This is a genomic window from Burkholderia sp. LK4 (genome assembly GCF_001043615.1).
Taxonomy (GTDB): Bacteria; Pseudomonadota; Gammaproteobacteria; order Burkholderiales; family Burkholderiaceae; genus Burkholderia; species Burkholderia cepacia.
On sequence record NZ_LDUL01000069.1, the window covers coordinates 1 to 21,035 of the forward strand.

General features: G+C 65.2%; 17 protein-coding genes and 1 pseudogene. 7 read left to right on the forward strand and 11 right to left on the reverse strand.

The genetic code is table 11. The annotated features are described in order from the left end of the window. The 6 genes and pseudogenes from VK92_RS43175 to VK92_RS30305 all read right to left on the reverse strand — a co-directional run. Positions 1-561: pseudogene (locus VK92_RS43175) on the reverse strand (hypothetical protein); the annotation flags it as partial. A gap of 286 nt (positions 562-847) precedes the next feature. Beyond that, positions 848-1,870: a HoxN/HupN/NixA family nickel/cobalt transporter gene (locus tag VK92_RS30290; protein ID WP_197092534.1), complete on the reverse strand. Its 1,023-nt coding sequence runs from the start codon at positions 1,868-1,870 to the stop codon at positions 848-850. 162 nt (positions 1,871-2,032) lie between these two features. Further along, positions 2,033-4,144 carry an elongation factor G gene (gene fusA / locus VK92_RS30295; protein ID WP_048022609.1) on the reverse strand — a complete coding sequence of 704 codons (2,112 nt, stop codon included), beginning with the start codon at positions 4,142-4,144 and terminating at the stop codon, positions 2,033-2,035. Between the two features lie 223 nt (positions 4,145-4,367). Further along, entirely contained in the window at positions 4,368-4,868 is a 501-nt protein-coding gene (locus VK92_RS30300) for a DUF192 domain-containing protein (RefSeq protein ID WP_027786657.1), read from the reverse strand. A 160-nt stretch (positions 4,869-5,028) separates the two neighbouring features. Continuing rightward, entirely contained in the window at positions 5,029-5,244 is a 216-nt protein-coding gene (locus VK92_RS40895) for a hypothetical protein (protein ID WP_011352970.1), read from the reverse strand. Between the two features lie 280 nt (positions 5,245-5,524). Then, on the reverse strand, positions 5,525-6,103 hold the full coding sequence (locus tag VK92_RS30305; protein WP_048022608.1) for a pseudouridine synthase: 579 nt from the start codon (positions 6,101-6,103) through the stop codon (positions 5,525-5,527). 277 nt (positions 6,104-6,380) lie between these two features. Here VK92_RS30305 and icd point away from each other — a divergent pair, with 277 nt between their 5' ends. Both icd and VK92_RS30320 read left to right on the forward strand, forming a co-directional pair. Continuing rightward, complete coding sequence (gene icd, locus VK92_RS30315; RefSeq protein WP_006478026.1) at positions 6,381-7,637, forward strand: NADP-dependent isocitrate dehydrogenase; 1,257 nt, start codon at positions 6,381-6,383, stop codon at positions 7,635-7,637. 280 nt (positions 7,638-7,917) lie between these two features. Continuing rightward, entirely contained in the window at positions 7,918-10,146 is a 2,229-nt protein-coding gene (locus VK92_RS30320; RefSeq protein ID WP_048022607.1) for an NADP-dependent isocitrate dehydrogenase, read from the forward strand. A gap of 123 nt (positions 10,147-10,269) precedes the next feature. Here VK92_RS30320 and VK92_RS30325 read toward each other — a convergent pair whose 3' ends face one another. Next, on the reverse strand, positions 10,270-10,494 hold the full coding sequence (locus VK92_RS30325; RefSeq protein ID WP_006490888.1) for a hypothetical protein: 225 nt from the start codon (positions 10,492-10,494) through the stop codon (positions 10,270-10,272). A 672-nt stretch (positions 10,495-11,166) separates the two neighbouring features. Here VK92_RS30325 and VK92_RS30330 point away from each other — a divergent pair. Beyond that, positions 11,167-12,765: a multicopper oxidase family protein gene (locus tag VK92_RS30330; RefSeq protein WP_048022606.1), complete on the forward strand. Its 1,599-nt coding sequence runs from the start codon at positions 11,167-11,169 to the stop codon at positions 12,763-12,765. Between the two features lie 182 nt (positions 12,766-12,947). On the opposite strand, the gene VK92_RS30335 is transcribed toward VK92_RS30330, so the two are convergent. Beyond that, positions 12,948-13,151, reverse strand: coding sequence for a cold-shock protein (locus VK92_RS30335; RefSeq protein ID WP_006488945.1), 204 nt, complete (start codon positions 13,149-13,151; stop codon positions 12,948-12,950). Between the two features lie 545 nt (positions 13,152-13,696). Here VK92_RS30335 and clpS point away from each other — a divergent pair. The 4 genes from clpS (at position 13,697) to VK92_RS30355 (ending at position 18,700) form a co-directional block, all read left to right on the forward strand. Continuing rightward, the gene (gene clpS / locus VK92_RS30340; RefSeq protein WP_006398529.1) at positions 13,697-14,011 is read left to right on the forward strand and encodes an ATP-dependent Clp protease adapter ClpS; all 315 of its coding nucleotides are present in this window, start codon (positions 13,697-13,699) and stop codon (positions 14,009-14,011) included. Beyond that, on the forward strand, positions 14,008-16,308 hold the full coding sequence (clpA, locus tag VK92_RS30345) for an ATP-dependent Clp protease ATP-binding subunit ClpA (protein WP_048022605.1): 2,301 nt from the start codon (positions 14,008-14,010) through the stop codon (positions 16,306-16,308). The genes clpS and clpA overlap by 4 nt, the downstream gene beginning before the upstream one ends. Positions 16,309-16,411: 103 nt before the next feature. Next, positions 16,412-17,791, forward strand: a complete 1,380-nt coding sequence (locus VK92_RS30350; protein WP_048022612.1) for an amino acid permease — start codon at positions 16,412-16,414, stop codon at positions 17,789-17,791. A 138-nt stretch (positions 17,792-17,929) separates the two neighbouring features. Then, a complete protein-coding gene (locus VK92_RS30355) occupies positions 17,930-18,700 on the forward strand; it encodes a COG4705 family protein (protein ID WP_048022611.1) in 771 nt (256 codons plus the stop codon). Positions 18,701-18,752: 52 nt separating this feature from the next. Here the strand turns inward: VK92_RS30355 and dut are convergent, their stop codons facing one another. The 3 genes from dut to lspA form a co-directional block, all read right to left on the reverse strand. Next, entirely contained in the window at positions 18,753-19,199 is a 447-nt protein-coding gene (gene dut, locus VK92_RS30360) for a dUTP diphosphatase (RefSeq protein ID WP_048022604.1), read from the reverse strand. A 55-nt stretch (positions 19,200-19,254) separates the two neighbouring features. Continuing rightward, a complete protein-coding gene (gene coaBC / locus VK92_RS30365) occupies positions 19,255-20,466 on the reverse strand; it encodes a bifunctional phosphopantothenoylcysteine decarboxylase/phosphopantothenate--cysteine ligase CoaBC (RefSeq protein ID WP_048022603.1) in 1,212 nt (403 codons plus the stop codon). A gap of 67 nt (positions 20,467-20,533) precedes the next feature. Further along, a complete protein-coding gene (gene lspA, locus VK92_RS30370) occupies positions 20,534-21,034 on the reverse strand; it encodes a signal peptidase II (protein ID WP_021160743.1) in 501 nt (166 codons plus the stop codon). Position 21,035: the final 1 nt, after the last annotated feature.

Below are 21,035 nucleotides of genomic sequence, written 5' to 3' on the forward strand. Positions count from 1 at the left end.
GGACGAACCACCACCGGACGAACCGCCGCCGGAAGAACCACCACCGGAAGAACCGCCACCGGAGGAAACCCCACCGGAAGAACCACCCCCGGAAGAACCACCCCCGGAAGACCCTCCCGAACCACCGTTACCAGACGCGTTGCCACCGCGGCCCGAGCCACCCGAACCGCTCGTGCCGCCGGATGTTCCGCTCGTCGTTCCGCCGACGCCGGCAGGTCCGACGGTACCGTTCCCGTTGCTGCCGCTTCCGCCGCCATTGCCATTTCCGCTACCGGGGCTGCTGCCGCTGCCATTGCCGGTCGCACCTGAGCCATTCCCCCCGGCGCGCCCACCGGCGAAGACGTGCACCGAGCACGCAGCCGGATTCGCTGCGCACGGCGAAGCGTCGTCGACCAGCATCATGACGGCGTCCGCGCCGGCAACGGCATCGGGCGCGGAGTCCGGTGTCGCGTCCTGTGCGACGGCATACGAGCAGCAGCACGCGAACGCGGCTGCGGCGAACAAGGTTGCGCGATGGCACCGTCCCGTCGTGCGGAACGGTCGTTTCGACTTGAGCATCATGGCCTCCCCATGCGCGCGATGCCTCGTCGCCGCGCGGCAATCTACGTGTAGTGCAGGGGGCCGGTAAAGGTTCGTAGTCCTGTCGGCAGCCGATCGCCTTCGGGCCGGCGCTGGACGCCAGCCTCGATCGCGGAGCGGCATGCGGGCCCGCCGTGCGAAGCCCTAGCTGCCAGATTCGTGCCATCGGCCGCTTGAGCCCGCGGCACAAGGCGCGCGCAGCGCGCGACGGCGCATGCAACGTCTTTGGTAGGAGTTTTGTTTCCGGAATGAAACGTCTGAGCTAAGTTCAGCGCGCGGGCGCATCGGCCGCGCGCTGCCAGCGGTGGAAGAGGATTGATGCGATCCAGCAGACGAGGAACAGGGCGACGATGCCGTAGCCGATCGAGCCGAAGCGCTCGCCGACCGCATCGAGCGCGTCGCGCACGGGGCCCGTCAGCGACAGCTTGTCGGCCAGCAGGCCGGCTGCCTCGATCCCGCCGATCGCCAGCGCGACGGCCGCCGACACGAACGTGATGCTCGCGTTGTAGAGCAGCTTGCGCTGCGGATCGTCCATTGCCCAACCGTACGCGTGAATCATCAGCACGTTATCGGTCGAGTCGATCAGCGTCATGCCGGCGGTGAAAAGCGCGGGAAACAGCATGACCGCATAGACCGGCAGCCCCTGGCTCGCCTGTGCGGCCGCGATCGCGAGCAGGCCGATTTCGGTTGCAGTATCGAAACCGAGCCCGAACAGCACGCCGACCGGATACATGTGCCAGCTCTTCGACACGAACCGGAACAGCGGACGCAGCAGCCGGGACACGAGCCCGGCCGGGCGGTGCACATGCGCCGCATCGTGCGCGTGCCCATGCCCATGCCCGTGCGTGCCGCGATAGCGCCGCCACACGTCGCGCAGGATCGCCAGGTTCACGCACGCGAGCACGAGCAGGAAGGTGGCCGACACCGCCGTGCCGATCGTGCCGCCGATCTCGCGGAACGCATCGAACCGGTCGCGCAGCGCGAATGCCGTCAGCGCGATGCCGAGCGTCGCGGCGATCACGATCGTCGAATGGCCGAGCGAGAAGAACAGCCCGACGCTCACCGGACGCTGGCCGTCCTGCATCAGCTTGCGCGTCGCAACGTCGATCGCGGCGATGTGATCGGCGTCGACCGCGTGACGCAGCCCGAGCCCGTAAGCGATCGCCGCGGTGCCGAGCAGCAGTGGATGATCGCGCAACACGGCGAGCGCCCACAGCCAGACGGAGGCGTTCGCGGCGATCAGGCCGGCATAGAGGATCAGCAGGCGGCGCAGGGCAGGGGTGGGCGGCATCGGGATGGTTCCATCTGACGAATCGCGCTGCATTGTGGCACGCGAAAAAAATACCGGTCGTGCCGATCAAAAAGCCGCGCGCACGGCATGCACGCATGAAAAAAGGCCCGTCCGGTTCCGGACGGGCCTTGCTGCGTGCGACAGCGCGAGATCGCGCCGCGCTTACTTCACTTTCGCGCTGATCACGCCTTCCGATACGTTGGCCGGCGTTTCCGCGTACTGCTTGAACTCCATCGTGTAGGTTGCGCGGCCCTGCGTGGCCGAACGCAGCGATGTCGAATAGCCGAACATCTCCGCGAGCGGCACCTCGGCGCGCACGAGCTTGCCGCCGCCGCCCGCGATGTCTTCCATCCCCTGCACGATGCCGCGACGGCTGGACAGGTCGCCCATCACGTTGCCCATGAATTCCTCGGGCGTCTCAACCTCGACCGCCATCATCGGCTCGAGCAGCACCGGCTTCGCACGGCGCATCGCTTCCTTGAACGCCATCGAGCCGGCCATCCGGAACGCGTTTTCGTTCGAGTCGACGTCGTGGTACGAGCCGAACGTCAGGTGCACCTTCACGTCGACGACCGGGTAGCCCGCGAGCACGCCGCTCTTCAGCGTTTCGGTGATGCCCTTGTCGACGGCCGGGATGAATTCACGCGGAATCACGCCGCCCTTGATCTCGTCGAGGAACTCGTAGCCCTTGCCGGGGTTCGGCTCGAGCGTGATCACCGCATGGCCGTACTGACCGCGGCCACCCGACTGCTTGACGAACTTGCCCTCGACGTCGGACGCCGTCGTGCGCACCGTCTCGCGATACGCGACCTGCGGCTTGCCGACCGTCGCTTCGACGCCGAATTCACGCTTCATCCGGTCGACCAGGATTTCGAGGTGAAGCTCGCCCATCCCCGAAATGATCGTCTGGCCGGACTCTTCGTCGGTCTGCACGCGGAACGACGGATCTTCCTGCGCGAGACGGTTCAGCGCGAGGCCCATCTTTTCCTGGTCGGCCTTCGTCTTCGGCTCGACGGCCTGCGAGATCACCGGTTCCGGGAACTCCATCTTCTCGAGGATGATCGGCTTCGCCGGGTCGCACAGCGTGTCGCCGGTGGTCGCTTCCTTCAGGCCGACGGCCGCCGCGATGTCGCCGGCGCGCACTTCCTTGATTTCCTTGCGCTCGTTCGCGTGCATCTGCAGGATCCGGCCGAGCCGTTCCTTCTTGTCCTTGGTCGCGTTCAGCACCGTGTCGCCGGATTCGACGACGCCCGAATACACACGGAAGAAGATCAGCTGGCCGACGAACGGGTCGGTCATGATCTTGAACGCGAGCGACGAGAACGGCTCGTCGTCGCTCGGATGACGTTCCGCCGGCTTTTCCGGATCGTGGAAGTCGTGGCCGAGGATCGCGGGCACGTCGACGGGCGACGGCAGGTAGTCGATCACCGCGTCGAGCATCGCCTGCACGCCCTTGTTCTTGAACGCGCTGCCGCACAGCATCGGCACGATCTCGTTCGCGATCGTGCGCTGGCGCAGCGCGGCCTTGATCTCGTCCTCGGTCAGTGATTCATGGTCGTGCAGATACTTCTCGAGCAGTTCCTCGCTCGCTTCGGCCGCGGCCTCGACCATCTTCTCGCGCCATTCGTGCGCGAGCTCGACGAGGTTCGCGGGGATGTCCTCGTACGTGAACTTCACGCCCTGGCTTTCGTCGTCCCACACGATCGCCTTCATCTTCACGAGGTCGACGACGCCCTGGAAATGATCCTCCGCGCCGATCGGAATCTGGATCGGCACGGCGACGCCTTTCAGGCGCTCGCCGATCTGCCGCTGCACGCGGAAGAAATCGGCGCCGATGCGGTCCATCTTGTTGACGAACGCGATGCGCGGCACCTTGTACTTGTTGGCCTGGCGCCAGACGGTTTCGGACTGCGGCTGCACGCCGCCGACCGAGTCGTAGACCATGCACGCGCCGTCGAGCACGCGCATCGAGCGCTCGACTTCAATCGTGAAGTCGACGTGCCCGGGCGTGTCGATGATGTTGATCCGGTGCTCCGGATAGTTGCCGGCCATGCCCTTCCAGAAAGCCGTGGTCGCGGCCGACGTGATCGTGATGCCGCGTTCCTGCTCCTGCTCCATCCAGTCCATCGTGGCCGCGCCGTCGTGCACTTCACCGATCTTGTGGCTCACGCCGGTGTAAAACAGGATGCGCTCGGTCGTCGTGGTCTTGCCGGCATCGATGTGAGCACTGATCCCGATATTGCGATAGCGCTCGATGGGGGTTTTGCGGGGCACGTGAACCTCCTTAGGTTCGGATCGTAAGCGGGCCGGCTGGGCCGGCCCGGGCTGGACTAGCGAGATTTAAAGGATAGCGCTTGTCCGTGGCTTTTGCAGATGCGGGCAGTGTTTGCCGAATCAAGGCGGGCGCCGGCGGCGGCAGGCGAAAAAAAAGCCGGCGCGCAACGGGCGGCCGGCTTCGGTCGGTACGCGGCGCCGGTCGGCGGCGCGGCGATATCCGTTACTGGGCTTGCGGCAGCCCTTCGAGTTTCATGCCGGGCTTGATGCCCTTCGCCGCGAACCAGCCCTTGCTCATTTCGAGGGCATAGACGCCGTTGTTGCGCGGGCAGTGGTTGTCGGTCGTCTCGGCCTTCATCTCGTCGATGTCGGTGATCGTGCCGTCCGCGCGGATGAACGCGATCGACAGCGGGATCAGCGTGTTCTTCATCCAGAAGCAGTGCACCGCGTTCTCGTTGAACACGAACAGCATGCCTTCGTTCGGCGCGAGCTGCGAACGGTACATCAGCCCCTGTTCGCGGTCGGGGTCGTTCGCGGCGACGGCCGCGTCGATCACGTACATGCCGGCGCGCAGCTTCACGCGCGGGAATTCGCTCGGCTGCTTGGCGCCGGGCGGCACTTGCGCGCTGGCGGCCTGCATGCCGAGCGCGAGGACGGCGAGCGCGGCGGGAAACACGGCGGCGCGCGCAAGGCGGCCGAGCGACGAGCGCAGGGAGAATTGCACAGCAAGGCTCCTATCTGGAAAACAAGACCCGCATGGTACGCGATGCGCGCCGACGGGCACAAAAAAGAAAAAGGCAGATCGCCTTGCGGTGATCTGCCTTTCAACGCCGTAAGAACGGCAAGACTGCGTGTTCTTGACTGCGTTATTACAGCAAGCTTACTTAGTTCGAAGCAGCTGCCGGTGCTGCTGCGTCGCTTGCTGCAGCCTTCTTCGATGCCTTGTGGTGCTTCTTGGCTGCGTGGTGCTTCTTGGCAGCGTGCTTAGCCGGTGCCGAAGCAGCTTCAGCAGCAGCCGGAGCAGCTTCCGGAGCCGATGCTTGTGCGAATGCAGCCGTTGCGAAGAGGCCAGCGACCAGAGCGGCGATCAGTTTGTTCATGTTGTGTTCCTCAGCTTTAGTTAATTAACCAAATGACCCGGCAATAGGAGTCATGTCGTCTAACGGTGCCATCCACCTTTCGGTTGACAGACGCTTCGAGAAATTTCTCATTGCGCTGCGGGCGCCGAATCGTATTCGATAAAAACGTCGCTTTCGTGACGCAAACACGGCTCGGCTGCCAATGCCGGATAGCTAAGGTTGGCATCTGCGTGGTTTAACGCGCGATCTTCGCGGGCGGTTGACGAAAAAGATGACGAAAAATTCGCACGTCCCGAATCCGTCATCCGGCGGGCGCGAAACCGTCCCACGGCGCGCGCGGCGGCAGTGCGATTGTTTCTCCCGGTGCAATGTCGAGCGCGAATATATCCAGTGCGCCGATGCCGACGCGTACCAGGCGCAACGTCGGGAAGCCGACGGCCGCCGTCATCCGGCGCACCTGCCGGTTCTTGCCTTCGGTGATCGCGAGTTCGATCCACGTCGTCGGGATCGCGGCGCGGTAGCGGATCGGCGGGTTGCGCGGCCACAGCGTGTCGGGCGGTTCGATGAATTCGGCGCGGCATGGCCGCGTCACGTAGTCGCCGAGGTCGACGCCGCGCGCGAGCGCCTTCAGGTCGGCGGCGCCCGGCGCGCCCTCGACCTGTGCCCAGTAGCGCTTCACGAGCTTGTGGCGCGGCTCGGCGATGCGCGCCTGCAGCGCGCCGTCGTCGGTGAGCAGCAGCAACCCCTCGCTGTCCGCGTCGAGCCGGCCGGCCGCGTAGACGCCGGGCGTTTTTACCCAGTCGCCGAGCGACGGGCGCGTCTCGTGCGCGGAAAACTGGCAAATCGTGCCGAACGGCTTGTTGAGGGCGATCAGGTTCATGGCGGGTCGCGCGCCCGGCGCGCCGCGGGAGGCGGGGGCGGGCGGTCTATGGCAAATGGCGGAATCTTAATGCATAATACGGAACGCCAAGTCCTCTGTCTTATATAAGACATAAGTGGGGTCTTGATACGCAGTGCCGCGCTTCATGCCGAAGTGCCCGGTTGGGGCGCTAGAATAGCGGCTCGCTGTTGCCGTCACGGGGTGGCCATGCCGCGCCCCCGCCGCGCGCGCAGCTTCGACCAGCATCACCTGCTCAGCCACGTCACTGGAGTCGATCATGCCGTATCAGCACATCAAGGTTCCGGAAGGCGGTGACAAGATCACCGTCAACAAGGACTTCTCGCTCAACGTTTCCGATCAGCCGATCATTCCCTATATCGAAGGCGACGGTACGGGCTTCGATATCACGCCGGTCATGATCAAGGTTGTCGACGCGGCGGTCGCGCATGCCTACAAGGGCAAGCGCAAGATCCACTGGATGGAGATCTTCGCGGGCGAGAAGGCGACGAAGGTGTACGGTCCGGACGTGTGGCTCCCGGACGAAACGCTGCAGGTGCTCAAGGAATACGTGGTGTCGATCAAGGGGCCGCTCACGACCCCGGTCGGCGGCGGCATCCGTTCGCTGAACGTCGCGCTGCGCCAGGAACTCGACCTGTACGTGTGCCTGCGCCCGGTGCAGTACTTCAAGGGCGTGCCGTCGCCGGTGCGCGAGCCGCAAAAGATCGACATGGTGATCTTCCGCGAGAACTCGGAAGACATCTACGCGGGCATCGAATGGGCCGCGGGCTCCGAGCAGGCGAAGAAGGTCATCAAGTTCCTGCAGGACGAGATGGGCGTGAAGAAGATCCGTTTCCCGGAAACTTCGGGCATCGGCGTCAAGCCCGTGTCGACCGAAGGCACCGAGCGTCTCGTGCGCAAGGCGATCCAGTACGCGATCGACAACGATCGCAAGTCGGTCACGCTGGTGCACAAGGGCAACATCATGAAGTTCACGGAAGGCCTGTTCCGTGACGCCGGCTACGCGCTGGCGCAGAAGGAATTCGGCGGCGAGCTGATCGACGGCGGCCCGTGGATGCGCGTGAAGAATCCGAAGACGGGCAACGAGATCGTCATCAAGGATTCGATCGCCGATGCGTTCCTGCAGCAGATCCTGCTGCGCCCGGCCGAATACGACGTGATTGCCACGCTGAACCTGAACGGCGACTACATCTCTGACGCACTGGCCGCGCAGGTCGGCGGCATCGGGATCGCACCGGGTGCGAACCTGTCGGATTCGGTCGCGATGTTCGAGGCGACGCACGGCACGGCACCGAAGTATGCGGGCAAGGATTACGTGAACCCGGGTTCCGAGATCCTGTCGGCGGAAATGATGCTGCGCCACCTCGGCTGGACGGAAGCAGCCGACACGATCATCGCCGCGATGGAGAAGTCGATCCTGCAGAAGCGCGTCACGTACGACTTCGCGCGCCTGATGGAAGGTGCGACGCAGGTGTCGTGCTCGGGCTTCGGTGAAGTGCTGATCGAGAACATGTAAGTCCCCTTCCGGGGTGGGCCGGCAGGTTGCCGGCCGCCCCGGCGCTGACTGCCGGCGCCGGAGCGTTTCGTGGATGGCAGGTTTGTTGGCAGGGCGGTCCGGCGTGCGGGCCGCGGCGCCGCGATGCGGCCCGGAGGCCCTGCAAGGTAGAACATGACGGCCCTCGCAACACCACCGCCCGGCTGAGCCGGCGCGCCCCTTTCGCGACCGACCCGGTCGCTCCCCGCCGGTTACCGCCGGCGCTCCTCAGTCCAAATTTTCACGTAGCAACGCATCGACCATGTCCACTTCGCCCAAGATCATCTACACCCTCACTGACGAAGCGCCCGCGCTCGCGACCTATTCGCTGCTGCCGATCGTCAAGGCCTTCACGCGTTCGTCCGGCGTCGCCGTCGAAACGCGCGACATCTCGCTCGCCGGCCGCATCGTCGCCGCATTCGCAGACGACCTGCCGCCCGAGCAGAAGGGTTCCGACGATCTGGCCGAACTGGGCCAGCTCACGCTGAAGCCGGAAGCGAACATCATCAAGCTGCCGAACATCAGCGCATCGGTGCCGCAGCTCAAGGCCGCGATCGCCGAACTGCAGGCGCAGGGCTACGCGCTGCCGGCCTACCCGGAAGATCCGTCGACGGACGAAGAGAAGGCGGTCAAGGCCCGCTACGACAAGATCAAGGGCAGCGCGGTGAACCCGGTGCTGCGCGAAGGCAACTCCGACCGCCGCGCGCCGCTGTCGGTCAAGAACTACGCACGCAAGCATCCGCACAAGATGGGCGCCTGGAAAGCCACGTCGAAGGCGCACGTCGCGCACATGAGCGAAGGCGACTTCTACGGCAGCGAGAAGTCGGCGCTGATCGCCGAAGCCGGCAGCGTGAAGATCGAACTCACGACGACCGACGGCGCGAAGAAGGTGCTGAAGGAAAAGACGGCCGTGAAGGCCGGTGAAGTCATCGACGCATCGGTGATGAGCCGCAACGCGCTGCGCAGCTTCATCGAAGCGCAGATCGCCGACGCGAAGGCGCAGGACGTGCTGTTCTCGGTGCACCTGAAGGCGACCATGATGAAGGTCTCGGACCCGATCCTGTTCGGTCACTTCGTGTCGGTGTTCTACCGCGACGCGCTTGCGAAACACGCAGACGTGCTGGCGCAGGCCGGTTTCAACCCGAACAACGGGATCGGCGACCTGTACGCGCGCCTGAAGGACCTGCCGGCCGACACGCGCGAAGCGATCGAAGCCGACATCAAGGCCGAATACGCGGTGCGTCCGCGCCTTGCGATGGTCAACTCGGACAAGGGCATCACGAACCTGCACGTGCCGAGCGACGTGATCGTCGACGCATCGATGCCGGCGATGATCCGCGATTCGGGCGGCATGTGGGGCCCGGACGGCCAGCTGTACGACGCGAAGGCCGTGATTCCGGATCGTTGCTACGCCGGTGTCTACCAGGCCGTGATCGAGGACTGCAAGCAGCACGGCGCGTTCGATCCGGTCACGATGGGCAGCGTGCCGAACGTCGGCCTGATGGCGCAGGCGGCTGAAGAATACGGTTCGCACGACAAGACGTTCCAGATTCCGGCGGATGGCGTCGTGCGCGTCACCGACGAAGCGGGCAACGTGCTGCTCGAGCATGCGGTGGAATCGGGCGACATCTGGCGCATGTGCCAGACGAAGGACGCACCGGTGCAGGACTGGGTCAAGCTCGCGGTCAACCGCGCGCGCGCGACCGGCGCACCGGCCGTGTTCTGGCTCGATCCGGCACGCGCACATGACGCGCAGATCATCGCGAAGGTCGAGCGTTACCTGAAGGATCACGACACGAACGGCCTCGACATCCGCGTGATGACGCCGGTCGACGCGACGCGCTTCTCGCTCGAACGCATCCGTGCGGGCAAGGACACGATCTCGGTCACGGGCAACGTGCTGCGCGACTACCTGACCGACCTGTTCCCGATCATGGAACTCGGCACCAGCGCGAAGATGCTGTCGATCGTGCCGCTGATGGCCGGCGGCGGGATGTTCGAAACGGGTGCGGGCGGCTCCGCGCCGAAGCACGTGCAGCAGTTCGTCGAGGAAGGCTTCCTGCGCTGGGATTCGCTCGGCGAATTCCTCGCGCTCGCGGCATCGCTCGAACACCTCGGCAACGCGTACCAGAACCCGAAGGCACTCGTGCTCGCGAAGACGCTCGACCAGGCGACCGGCAAGTTCCTGGACGAGAACAAGTCGCCGGCGCGCAAGGTCGGCGGCCTGGACAACCGCGGCAGCCACTTCTACCTGTGCCTGTACTGGGCGCAGGCGCTGGCCGAGCAGACCGAGGACGCGGCGCTGAAGGCGCAGTTCGAAGGCGTGGCGAAGTCGTTGTCCGACAACGAAGCGCGCATTCTGGAAGAACTGGCTGCCGCGCAGGGCAAGGCGCAGGCCATCGGCGGCTACTACCGTCCGAACGTCGACCTGACGAGCCAGGCGATGCGCCCCAGCGCGACGCTGAACGCCATCGTCGACGCGGTCGCCTGACGCAGGCCGCGCGATCGCGCGGGTCGAAGCAAGTGACGGCGCGGCGGGCCAGGCTGCCCTCCGCCCGTTACAAGAAAAAAACGCCCCGGTCGCCCGGGGCGTTTTTTGTTGCAGGCTTGCCATTCAGACGTGAACGATTTCCCATTCGGCGATTTCGTGCGGCACTTCGAGCGTTGCCGTGTCCAGTTCGGACAGTTGCTCGCAGTCGCCGCGGGAGATGTGGTCGGCCGCCACTTCGGGGCACGAGAATGCGCCGAGCAGGGCGTTGCCGAACGTCGCTTCCCAGCCGCCGTTACCCGGCAGGATGTAGAACGACCCGAGCGCTGAACCAAAGCGAAATCCCTTCATTTCCGTTCTCCCTTTCTGATCACAAGCGATTCTGTTGTGCCGCCTGCCGGTTCGACCGGCTGTGGCCCGACCGGCTGCTTGCGCCGCGTTCCGTATCGAACGTCGTGGCGAAGCGTCAGTGCATGGGACAAAGTCTACGTCCGCGACCCGGTTGGATGGTGCATGTTGAACGGCTCCACTAAACAAAAATTCTCGTTAAAAAACAAATATTTATATTCGCCGTTTTGTATTGCGGAACGTTTTTTGGCATCGCGAAACGGGAAATTTGTGCCCTGCACCACGAATTTTTACAACGCAGAGACTTGTTCCGCATCGTGAAATATTGACGGGTTTGCGACCCGGTGACGCGTCCGACGCCGGGGCGCGGCTGAACGGCAGGCGCCGGGCGGCCGCCTGGAGACTGGATGGGGCGGGCGGCGACTGCTGTTGGGGGAGTGAGTCAAGGGCTGCGGATCGCCGATCGACGATGCTGGGCGATGCGTGCTGAATCCAGCGCGGCGTTGTCGATTGTGCGGCGTATCGCCGCCCGCCCGGCGGCGAAGCGTCTCGATATGAGCCTGCGGTTATGATGACGCGGGCATCAGGATTGGCGTCGCGCATCGGCGCTTCAGCCGGCCGGCGCGGGTGTCGCGGCGGCCGCGCGACGCAGCATGGATAACGAGGAACGATTTGATGATACGGAGAACCTTCCTGTCGCGCGCCATCGGAGTCGCGGCCGCGTCGCTGTTCGCCCGCACCGCGTGGGCGCAGCATGCCGGTCACGCCGGCATGGAATCGATGGACGACATGCCCGGCATGTCGTCCATGTCAGGAATGGCGGGTCACGGGCAGCACGGCAAGTCCGCCCCGGCCGCGCTCGCTGCCGCCGACGCGCTGCCGGCCGGCGCGCCGCTCGCGGCGCTGCGTACGCTCGCGAACGAAAGCCGCGAGCCCGGCACGTTCCGGGCCACGCTGGTGGCGCAGCCGGTGGCGCGCCCGATGCTGCACGGTGCGGGGCCGACCACGTTCTGGCAGTTCGGCGCGGGCACGCAGGGCCCCGTCGTGGGTCCGCTGATCGACGTGCGCGAGGGCGACACGGTCGAGATCAAGTTCGTGAACAAGCTGCCGCAACCGTCGACGATCCACTGGCACGGCCTGCCGGTGCCGCCCGACCAGGACGGCAACCCGTCCGATCCCGTCGCGCCCGGCGCGTCGCGCGTGTACCGCTTCACGTTGCCGAAGGGGAGCGCCGGTACCTACTGGTACCACCCGCATCCGCACATGATGACGGCCGAGCAGGTGTTTCGCGGGCTCGCCGGCCCGTTCGTCGTGCGCGCCGCGGACGATCCGCTGGCGGGCTGGCCCGAGCGCAACCTGTTCGTGTCGGACCTGAAGCTTGCGCGTGACGGCACGATTGCACCGAACGACATGATGGACTGGATGAACGGTCGCGAAGGCCAGTTCGTGCTGGTCAACGGCGCGCGCCGGCCGCGGATCGACGTCGCGGGCGACGAGCGCTGGCGCGTGTGGAACGCGTGCAGCGCGCGCTACTTGCGTATCGCGTTCGACGACGGCCGTGCATTCGAGCACGCGGGCACCGACGGCGGGCTGTTCGACGCGCCGCGCCGCGTCACGTCGCTGCTGATCGCGCCGGGCGAGCGTGCGGAATTGCTGGTGCGCGCCGGCGATCGCGCGTCGCGCGCGGTGCTGCAGGCGGCCGAATACGACCGCCGCAAGATGTCGATGTCGCACGATGACGGGCACGGCAGCCTGCCGGCCGATCCGGCATTGGCGCTGGCCGACGTCGCGTTTGCGCCGGCCACCGCACGTGTGTTGCCGACGACATTGCGTGCGGTGCCGCCGCTGGGCGAGCCGGTTGCGCACAAGACGGTCGCGTTCGGCGAGGAAATGGACATGGACGCGATGATGAAGGGGCCGGCGCACGGCCGTCCGGCCGGCATGCGTTTCACGATCAACGGCGAAACCTACGCGGCGCACCGCGCGACGCTGACGAGTCGTCGCGGCGACGTCGAACGCTGGGAGATTCGCAATACCACCGACATGGATCACCCGTTCCACCTGCACGGCACGCAGTTCCAGGTGATCGAGCGGGCATCGGGCGATTCGCGCACGAGCGAACCGTTCCGTGCATGGCGCGATACCGTGAACGTGCGCAGCGGCGAAACCGTGACGATTCTCGTCACGCAGGACATGCGTGGAGAGCGCATGTTTCATTGCCACATTCTCGAACACGAGGATCTCGGCATGATGGGCACGCTGAAGGTCGTGTAACGAAGTGACGATTATGTTTCACGTGCCGGATGAGTATCCGATCTGCGTGTGTGACAAGACAATACGTGTTCAATTATCGGGATTGAACGAAAAGGCCGGCCAATCGATAATCGACTGGCCGGCCTCGAAAAAAAAGAAACCCGGCGCAATGCGCCGGGTTTCTTCGTCTGATATCCGGTGCCTTATACGGCCTGGATGTTCGACGCTTGCTTGCCCTTCGGCCCTTGGACGACGTCAAAGCTCACCTTCTGGCCTTCCTTCAGCGTCTTGAAGCCATTCATGGTGATAGCCGAGAAGTGCGCAAACAGATCCTCACCGCCCTCATCGGGAGTGATGAAACCGAAGCCCTTCGCGTCGTTGAACCACTTAACGATACCAGTTGCCATTTCCTACTTCCCCTGTCACACAGTCGCTGCTACTTACCACGAGCACGCTCGAAAAGCTAAACGACCGGAAAATGCAGCCGTTCCCCCCTCACAAGCTCACCTCGGCCTCTTTCAACTTGCCAACCGGCGAATTGAAAAAAGTGCCAGCTTGATTGTTGGCGCTCTTTATTGGAGTGTCAAGCGGAATTTTTAGACGTTTAGAGGGACGTTGTAAAGAACCCATTTTCAGGGTTTTTCCGGCTTTGCTTGGCAGCACGCGGCCAAGCGCGAGGACTTGAAAAGCCGCATAATCGGCTCATATACCAGGCTCGAGTGACACGCGTTCGAGTCGTCCCGGCTTGTGGGATACTGGATGCGGACACGACGTTCCGGTGCGGTTCCCCCTGACGGTTCGTGTTCTGCGCCACGCGTGAAAGCCGGCACCGCAGCCGGCTTTCGTATGGCACGAAGAAGATCGCGTGTTCCGGGATACCGGGGAGGGCGCCGGCCGGTCGGTCGGGTAATGGCAGGATTGCGGGCCTGTCCGAGTTGTTTAGAATGGGTGTATGGCGATTATCCCGGACAAGCAGGACAGCACCGTCCTGGAACGCAAGCAGCAGAAGCTCAAGCCGCCTTCGATGTACAAGGTGGTGCTGCTGAACGACGACTTCACGCCGATGGAATTCGTCGTGATGGTGGTCCAGGAGTATTTCAAGAAGGATCGCGAGACGGCCACGCAGATCATGCTGAAGGTCCATCGCGAAGGGCGAGGGGTTTGTGGGGTCTATACGCGGGACATCGCGTCGACCAAGGTTGAGCAAGTCGTTACCCATGCGCGGCAGGCCGGGCATCCGCTGCAGTGCGTGATGGAGGAAGCATGATTGCCCAGGAATTGGAAGTCAGCCTGCACATGGCGTTCATGGAAGCACGCCAGGCGCGCCATGAGTTCATTACGGTCGAGCATTTGCTGCTGGCTCTGCTGGATAATCCGACGGCGGCCGAGGTGTTGCGCGCGTGCGCGGCCAACATCGAGGACTTGCGTCAGAACCTGCGCAATTTCATCCACGACAACACACCTACCGTCCCGGGCACCGACGATGTCGATACCCAGCCGACGCTCGGTTTCCAGCGCGTGATCCAGCGCGCGATCATGCACGTCCAGTCGACGTCGAACGGCAAGAAGGAAGTGACCGGCGCGAACGTGCTGGTCGCGATCTTCGGCGAGAAGGATTCGCACGCCGTGTACTACCTGCAGCAGCAGGGCGTCACGCGCCTCGACGTGGTGAACTTCATTTCGCACGGCATCGCGAAGACGAACAGCGGCGAAGCCGCGAAGTCGACCGACGCGAATGCGGAAAGCGAAGACGCGAACGCGCAGAAGGAAACGCCGCTCGCGCAATTCACGCAGAACCTGAACCAGATGGCGAAGGACGGCCGCATCGATCCGCTGATCGGTCGCGAGCCCGAAGTCGAGCGTGTGGTCCAGGTGCTGTGCCGGCGCCGCAAGAACAATCCGCTGCTCGTCGGCGAGGCCGGCGTCGGCAAGACGGCGATCGCGGAAGGGCTCGCCTATCGCATCACGCGCGGCGAAGTGCCGGACATCCTTGCGAACGCGCAGGTCTACTCGCTCGACATGGGCGCGCTGCTCGCGGGCACCAAGTACCGCGGCGATTTCGAGCAGCGTCTGAAGACGGTGCTGAAGGAGCTCAAGGAGCGTCCGCACGCGATCCTGTTCATCGACGAAATTCATACGCTGATCGGCGCGGGCGCCGCGTCGGGCGGCACGCTCGATGCGTCGAACCTGCTGAAGCCGGCGTTGTCGTCGGGCACGCTCAAGTGCATCGGCGCGACCACGTTCACCGAATATCGCGGCATCTTCGAGAAGGACGCGGCGCTGTCGCGGCGCTTCCAGAAGGTCGACGTGAGCGAGCCGACCGTCGAGCAGACGGTCGCGATCCTGCGCGGGCTGAAGTCGCGCTTCGAGGAGCATCACGGCGTCAAGTATTCGTCGGGCGCACTGTCGGCCGCGGCCGAACTGTCGGCGCGCTTCATCACCGACCGTCACCTGCCGGACAAGGCGATCGACGTGATCGACGAGGCGGGCGCCGCCCAGCGCATCCTGCCGAAGTCGAAGCAGAAGAAGACGATCGGCAAGAGCGAGATCGAGGAAATCATCTCGAAGATCGCGCGCGTGCCGCCGCAGAGCGTGTCGCAGGACGATCGCAGCAAGCTGCAGACGCTCGACCGCGACCTGAAGAGCGTCGTGTTCGGCCAGGATCCGGCGATCGACGCGCTTGCGGCCTCGATCAAGATGGCGCGCGCGGGCCTCGGCAAGATGGACAAGCCGATCGGCGCGTTCCTGTTCTCCGGCCCGACGGGTGTCGGCAAGACCGAAGTGGCGCGCCAGCTCGCGTTCACGCTCGGCATCGAGCTGATCCGCTTCGACATGTCGGAATACATGGAGCGTCATGCGGTGAGCCGGCTGATCGGCGCGCCGCCGGGCTACGTCGGGTTCGACCAGGGCGGCTTGCTGACCGAAGCCGTCACGAAGAAGCCGCACTGCGTGCTGCTGCTCGACGAAATCGAGAAGGCGCATCCGGACATCTTCAACGTGCTGCTGCAGGTGATGGACCACGGCACGCTGACGGACAACAACGGCCGCAAGGCGGATTTCCGCAACGTCATCATCATCATGACGACGAATGCGGGCGCCGAGTCGATGCAGAAGGCGACGATCGGCTTCACGACGCGCCGCGAGACGGGCGACGAGATGACCGACATCAAGCGCCTGTTCACGCCGGAGTTCCGCAACCGTCTGGATTCGATCATCAGCTTCCGCTCGCTCGATGAGGAAATCATCATGCGCGTGGTCGACAAGTTCCTGATCCAGCTCGAGGAACAGCTGCACGAGAAGAAGGTCGACGCGCTCTTCACCGACGCGTTGCGCAAGCATCTCGCGAAGCACGGCTTCGACCCGCTGATGGGCGCGCGGCCGATGCAGCGGCTGATCCAGGACACGATCCGGCGCGCGTTGGCCGACGAGCTGCTGTTCGGCAAGCTGCTGAACGGCGGGCACGTGACGGTCGATGTCGACGAAAACGACAAGGTGCAGTTGTCGTTCGACAAGCTGGCGAATCCGCCGCACAAGCCGAACGAAGAGACGGTCGAAGTCGAGTAAGCGATAATTCGTTGTTCATGCGAACGGCGCGGGAAGTTCTCCGCGCCGTTTCGTTTTATCCGGCGCCGGCGGCGCGATGGTGGTGCAGGGGAGTGGCAAGGCAGTGACACAACAACAACGGACGTTCGACGACATCGTCGCGCGCGAACAAGGGTTGCGCCATGCGCTGACGTCGGGGCAGATGGCGATGATCGCGATCGGCGGCGCGATCGGCACGGGCCTGTTCCTCGGCAGCGGGTTCGCGATCGGGCTCGCCGGCCCGAGCGTGCTGGTCTCGTATGCGATCGGCGCGCTGATCGCGCTGCTGCTGATGGGCGCGCTCGCGGAAATGACGGTCGCGCATCCGACCGCCGGCTCGTTCGGCGCGTATGCCGAGCACTACGTCGGCCCCCTCGCCGGCTTCCTGGTGCGTTATGCGTACTGGTTCGCGGTGGTGTTCGCGATCGGCACCGAGATCAGCGCGATCGCCGTGTTCATGAAGTACTGGTTCCCGGCCGTGCCCGGCTGGTACTGGGTGATCGGCTTCTCCGCGCTGCTGATCGCCGTGAATCTCGCGAGCGTCACGCTGTACGGCTCGGTCGAATACGCATTCTCGCTGCTGAAGATCGCGGCGATCGTCGTGTTCATCGTGCTTGGCGCGTATCTCGTGTGGTCGGCGCCGGCCGCATCCGGCATCGGGTTCGCGAACTACACCGCGCACGGCGGCTTCATGCCGAAGGGGCCGTGGGGCACCTGGGTCGCGGTGATCGTCGCGATCTTCAGCTACATGAGCATCGAAGCCGTCGCGATCGCGGCCGGCGAGGCGCGCGATCCGCAGCACGCGGTCACGCGCGCATTCCGCTCGACCGTGTTCCGGCTCGTCCTGTTCTACCTGCTGACGTTGTCGCTGATGCTCGCGATCGTGCCGTGGACGCAGGCCGGTACCGACGAAAGCCCGTTCGTGAAGGTGATGGCCGCGACCCACGTGCCGTACGCGGCGGGCGTGATCAACTTCGTGTTGCTGATCGCGGCGCTGTCGGCGATGAACAGCCAGCTTTACGTGACGACGCGGATGATGTTCAGCCTGTCGCGCGCGCGGCTCGCGCCCGCGGTGTTCGGCCGGCTCGGCACGAACGGCGTGCCGCGCGCGGCGCTGTGGATCTCGACCAGCGGCGTCGCGGTCGCGGCCGTGCTGGTCGCGCTCGCGCCCGACACGGCATTCACGGTGATGATGGCGATCGCGATGTTCGGCGCGCTGTTCACATGGTTGATGATCTTCGTCACGCACCTGCGCTTCCGTTCGCGGTACCGCGGCCCCGCGCTCGCTTTCCGGATGTGGGGGCACCCGTTCGGCAGCCTGCTCGGTGCGGGGCTCGTCGCGGCGATCCTGTTCACGACCGCGTTCACGCGCGAATTCCGGATGACGATGGTGGTCGGCGTCGTGTTCGTCGTGCTGCTCACGCTCGCGTACGCGCTGCATTACCGGCACCAACACGCTCGTTGACGGTACCGGCGCGGCCGCCCGCGCCGTTTTTTCCGGTCGCTAAGGTTCCGTTAAGCCCGCGACGACTACATTCGATCCTGCCTGCAAGGCGGGCGCGGCATGCGCCGGCTCGCCGCTTTCCTGCAAAAAGGGGTGCGAATGAACAAACTTCCCGAAATCACGCTTGCGTTCTGGATCATGAAGATCTGCGCGACGACGCTCGGCGAAACCGGCGGCGACCTGCTGTCGATGACGCTGAACGTCGGTTATGCGGTGAGCTCGATCCTGCTGTTCGGTTTCTTTCTCGTGACGCTGGGCGCGCAGCTCAGGACGACGCGTTATCGCCCGGCGATCTACTGGGCCGTGATCGTCGCGACGAGCACGGCCGGCACGACGATGTCCGATTTCATGGATCGCACGCTCGGCCTCGGTTATGCGGCCGGCTCGTCGATCCTGGTCGCGATCCTGCTGGCCATCTTCGCCGTGTGGCGGCTCAGCGGCGAATCGCTGTCGGTCGACCTGATCCGCACGCGCAAGGTCGAGCTGCTGTACTGGATCGCGATCCTGTTCTCGAACACGCTGGGCACCGCGCTCGGCGACTTCCTCGCGGACAGCTCGGGGCTCGGTTTCGGCGGCGGCGCGCTGCTGATCGGCGGGTTGCTCGCGGCGATCGTGCTTGCGCACTATTTCACGCGAATCTCGGGCGTGCTGCTGTTCTGGGCCGCGTTCGTGCTCACGCGGCCGTTCGGTGCGACGGTCGGCGATCTGCTGACGAAGCCGGTTGCGAAGGGTGGCCTCGCGCTCGGGACGATCGGTTCGTCGGCGGTGCTGCTCGGCGTGCTGGTCGCACTGGTGATCTACGCGATCGTCGCCCAGGCGCGGCAGCGCGACCTTGCGCCCGCGCGGATCGCGCAACCCGTCGAAGAGTGACGGAGACGGACAGGAAAAAAGGGGCCGCGAGGCCCCTTTGTCATTGCGCCGTTCAGTGACGGCCGGTGCTGCCGAAGCCGCCTTCGCCGCGATCGCTTTCCGCGAAGTCGTCGACGATGTTGAACTGCGCCTGCACGACCGGCACGATCACGAGTTGCGCGAGCCGCTCGAACGGATTCAGCACGAACTCGGCCTGGCCGCGGTTCCACGTCGAGACCATCAACTGGCCCTGGTAGTCGGAGTCGATCAGGCCGACGAGGTTGCCGAGCACGATCCCGTGCTTGTGGCCGAGGCCCGAGCGCGGCAGGATCAGCGCGGCGTAGCCCGGATCGGCGAGGTGAATCGCGAGGCCGGTCGGCACGAGCGTCGTTTCGCCCGGCTGCAGCGTGACCGGCGCGTCGAGGCATGCGCGCAGGTCGAGGCCCGCGCTGCCGGTGGTCGCATAGGCGGGCAGGTAGTCGCGCATGCGCGCGTCGAGAATCTTCAGGTCGAGTTTCATGCGGTCGTCGAATCGGTCGGGAAGGGCGCGGCAGCAAGCACCGCCGCGCGGGAGATCAGATCAGGCGGTTGTCGGGCAGGCGTTTCGCGATTTCCGCGACGAGCGTGTGCGCGAGTTCGTCTTTCGGTGCGCGCGGCAGGCGCGTGAGGCCGGTTGCCTCGAACAGCACGACTTCGTTGTCGTCGCGGCCGAACGTCAGCGGGCCGAGGTTGCCGACGAGCAGCGGCACGTTCTTGCGTTTGCGCTTCTCGTCGCCGTGCACGTCGAGGTCGCCGCTTTCGGCCGCGAACCCGACGCAGTACGGCGGATCGGGCAGCGCCGCGACCGACGCGAGGATGTCCGGGTTCTCGACGAATGCGAGTGCGGGCATCTTGCGGTCGGCCGTCTTCTTCATCTTGTGCTCGGCAGGCTGGGCGACGCGCCAGTCGGCGACCGCGGCCACCGCGATGAAGATGTCGGCGTCGTTCACGGCCTGCATCACCGCGTCGTACATCTGCTGGGCCGTCTGCACGTCCTGGCGGTAGACGCCCCACGGCGTATCGAGCGCGACCGGCCCCGCGACGAGATGCACGTCGGCGCCGGCCTGCTGCGCGGCGCGCGCGAGCGCGAAACCCATCTTGCCGCTCGAGCGGTTCGTGAGGCCGCGTACCGGGTCGAGCGGCTCGAACGTCGGGCCGGCCGTGATCAGCACGCGCCGGTGCGCGAGCACCTTCGGCGCGAAGTGCGCGACGATCGCTTCATAGATCGCCTCGGGCTCGAGCATGCGGCCGTCGCCGACTTCGCCGCACGCCTGCGCACCTGAATCCGGGCCGAGCACCGACACGCCGTCCGCGCGCAGTTGCGCGGCGTTGCGTTGCGTGGCCGGGTTCTGCCACATCTGGCGGTTCATCGCGGGGACGACGAGCAGCGGGCAATCGCGCGCGACACACAGCGTCGACAGCAGATCGTCCGCGAACCCGTGCGCGAGCTTCGCGAGGAAATCCGTCGACGCCGGCGCAATCACGATCGCGTCGGCTTCACGCGACAGGTCGATGTGCGCCATGTTGTTGTCGATGCGGGCGTCCCACTGGCTCGTATAGACGGGCCGGCCGGACAGCGCCTGCATCGTGACGGGCGTGATGAACTGGGTAGCGGCTTCTGTCATCGCGACCTGCACGGTCGCGCCTGCCTTCACGAGCAGCCGCGTGAGCTCGGCGATCTTGTAGCAGGCGATGCCGCCCGTCAGGCCGAGAACGAGGTGTTTTCCTGCGAGTTCTGCTTGTGCCAACTCAGGCCTCCAAGGGTCGAACGGAACGGCCGGCGCGAAGCCGACCGTCGACGCCGAGTATGCGCGCTTAGCGCGAGCCGCGCACGCGACGCAGTTCGTCGTAGATCAGCAGCACCGCGCCGATCGTGATCGCGGAATCGGCGAGGTTGAACGCCGGGAAGTGCCAGGCGCCGAGGTGGAAATCGAGGAAGTCGATCACGTGGCCGTAGACGAGCCGGTCGATCACGTTGCCGAGCGCGCCGCCGAGGATCAGCGCGAGCGACACGCTGAACAGCCGCTGGTGGCCGTGGCGCTTCAGCAGGAAGCAGATCACGAGCGTCGCGCCGATGCCGAGCGCGGTGAACGCCCAGCGCTGCCAGCCGCTCGCGGTCGACAGGAAGCCGAACGCGGCGCCGCGGTTGTACACCAGCACGAGGTTGAAGAACGACGTCAGCGCGTGCTGCGCGCCGTACACGAACGTTTTCAGGATCGCGATCTTCGACAGCTGGTCGAACAGGATCACGATCAGCGAAATGCCCAGCCAGGGCGCAAGCGCGCCGCTGGCCGGTTTCGACAGGGTTTTCGCCATA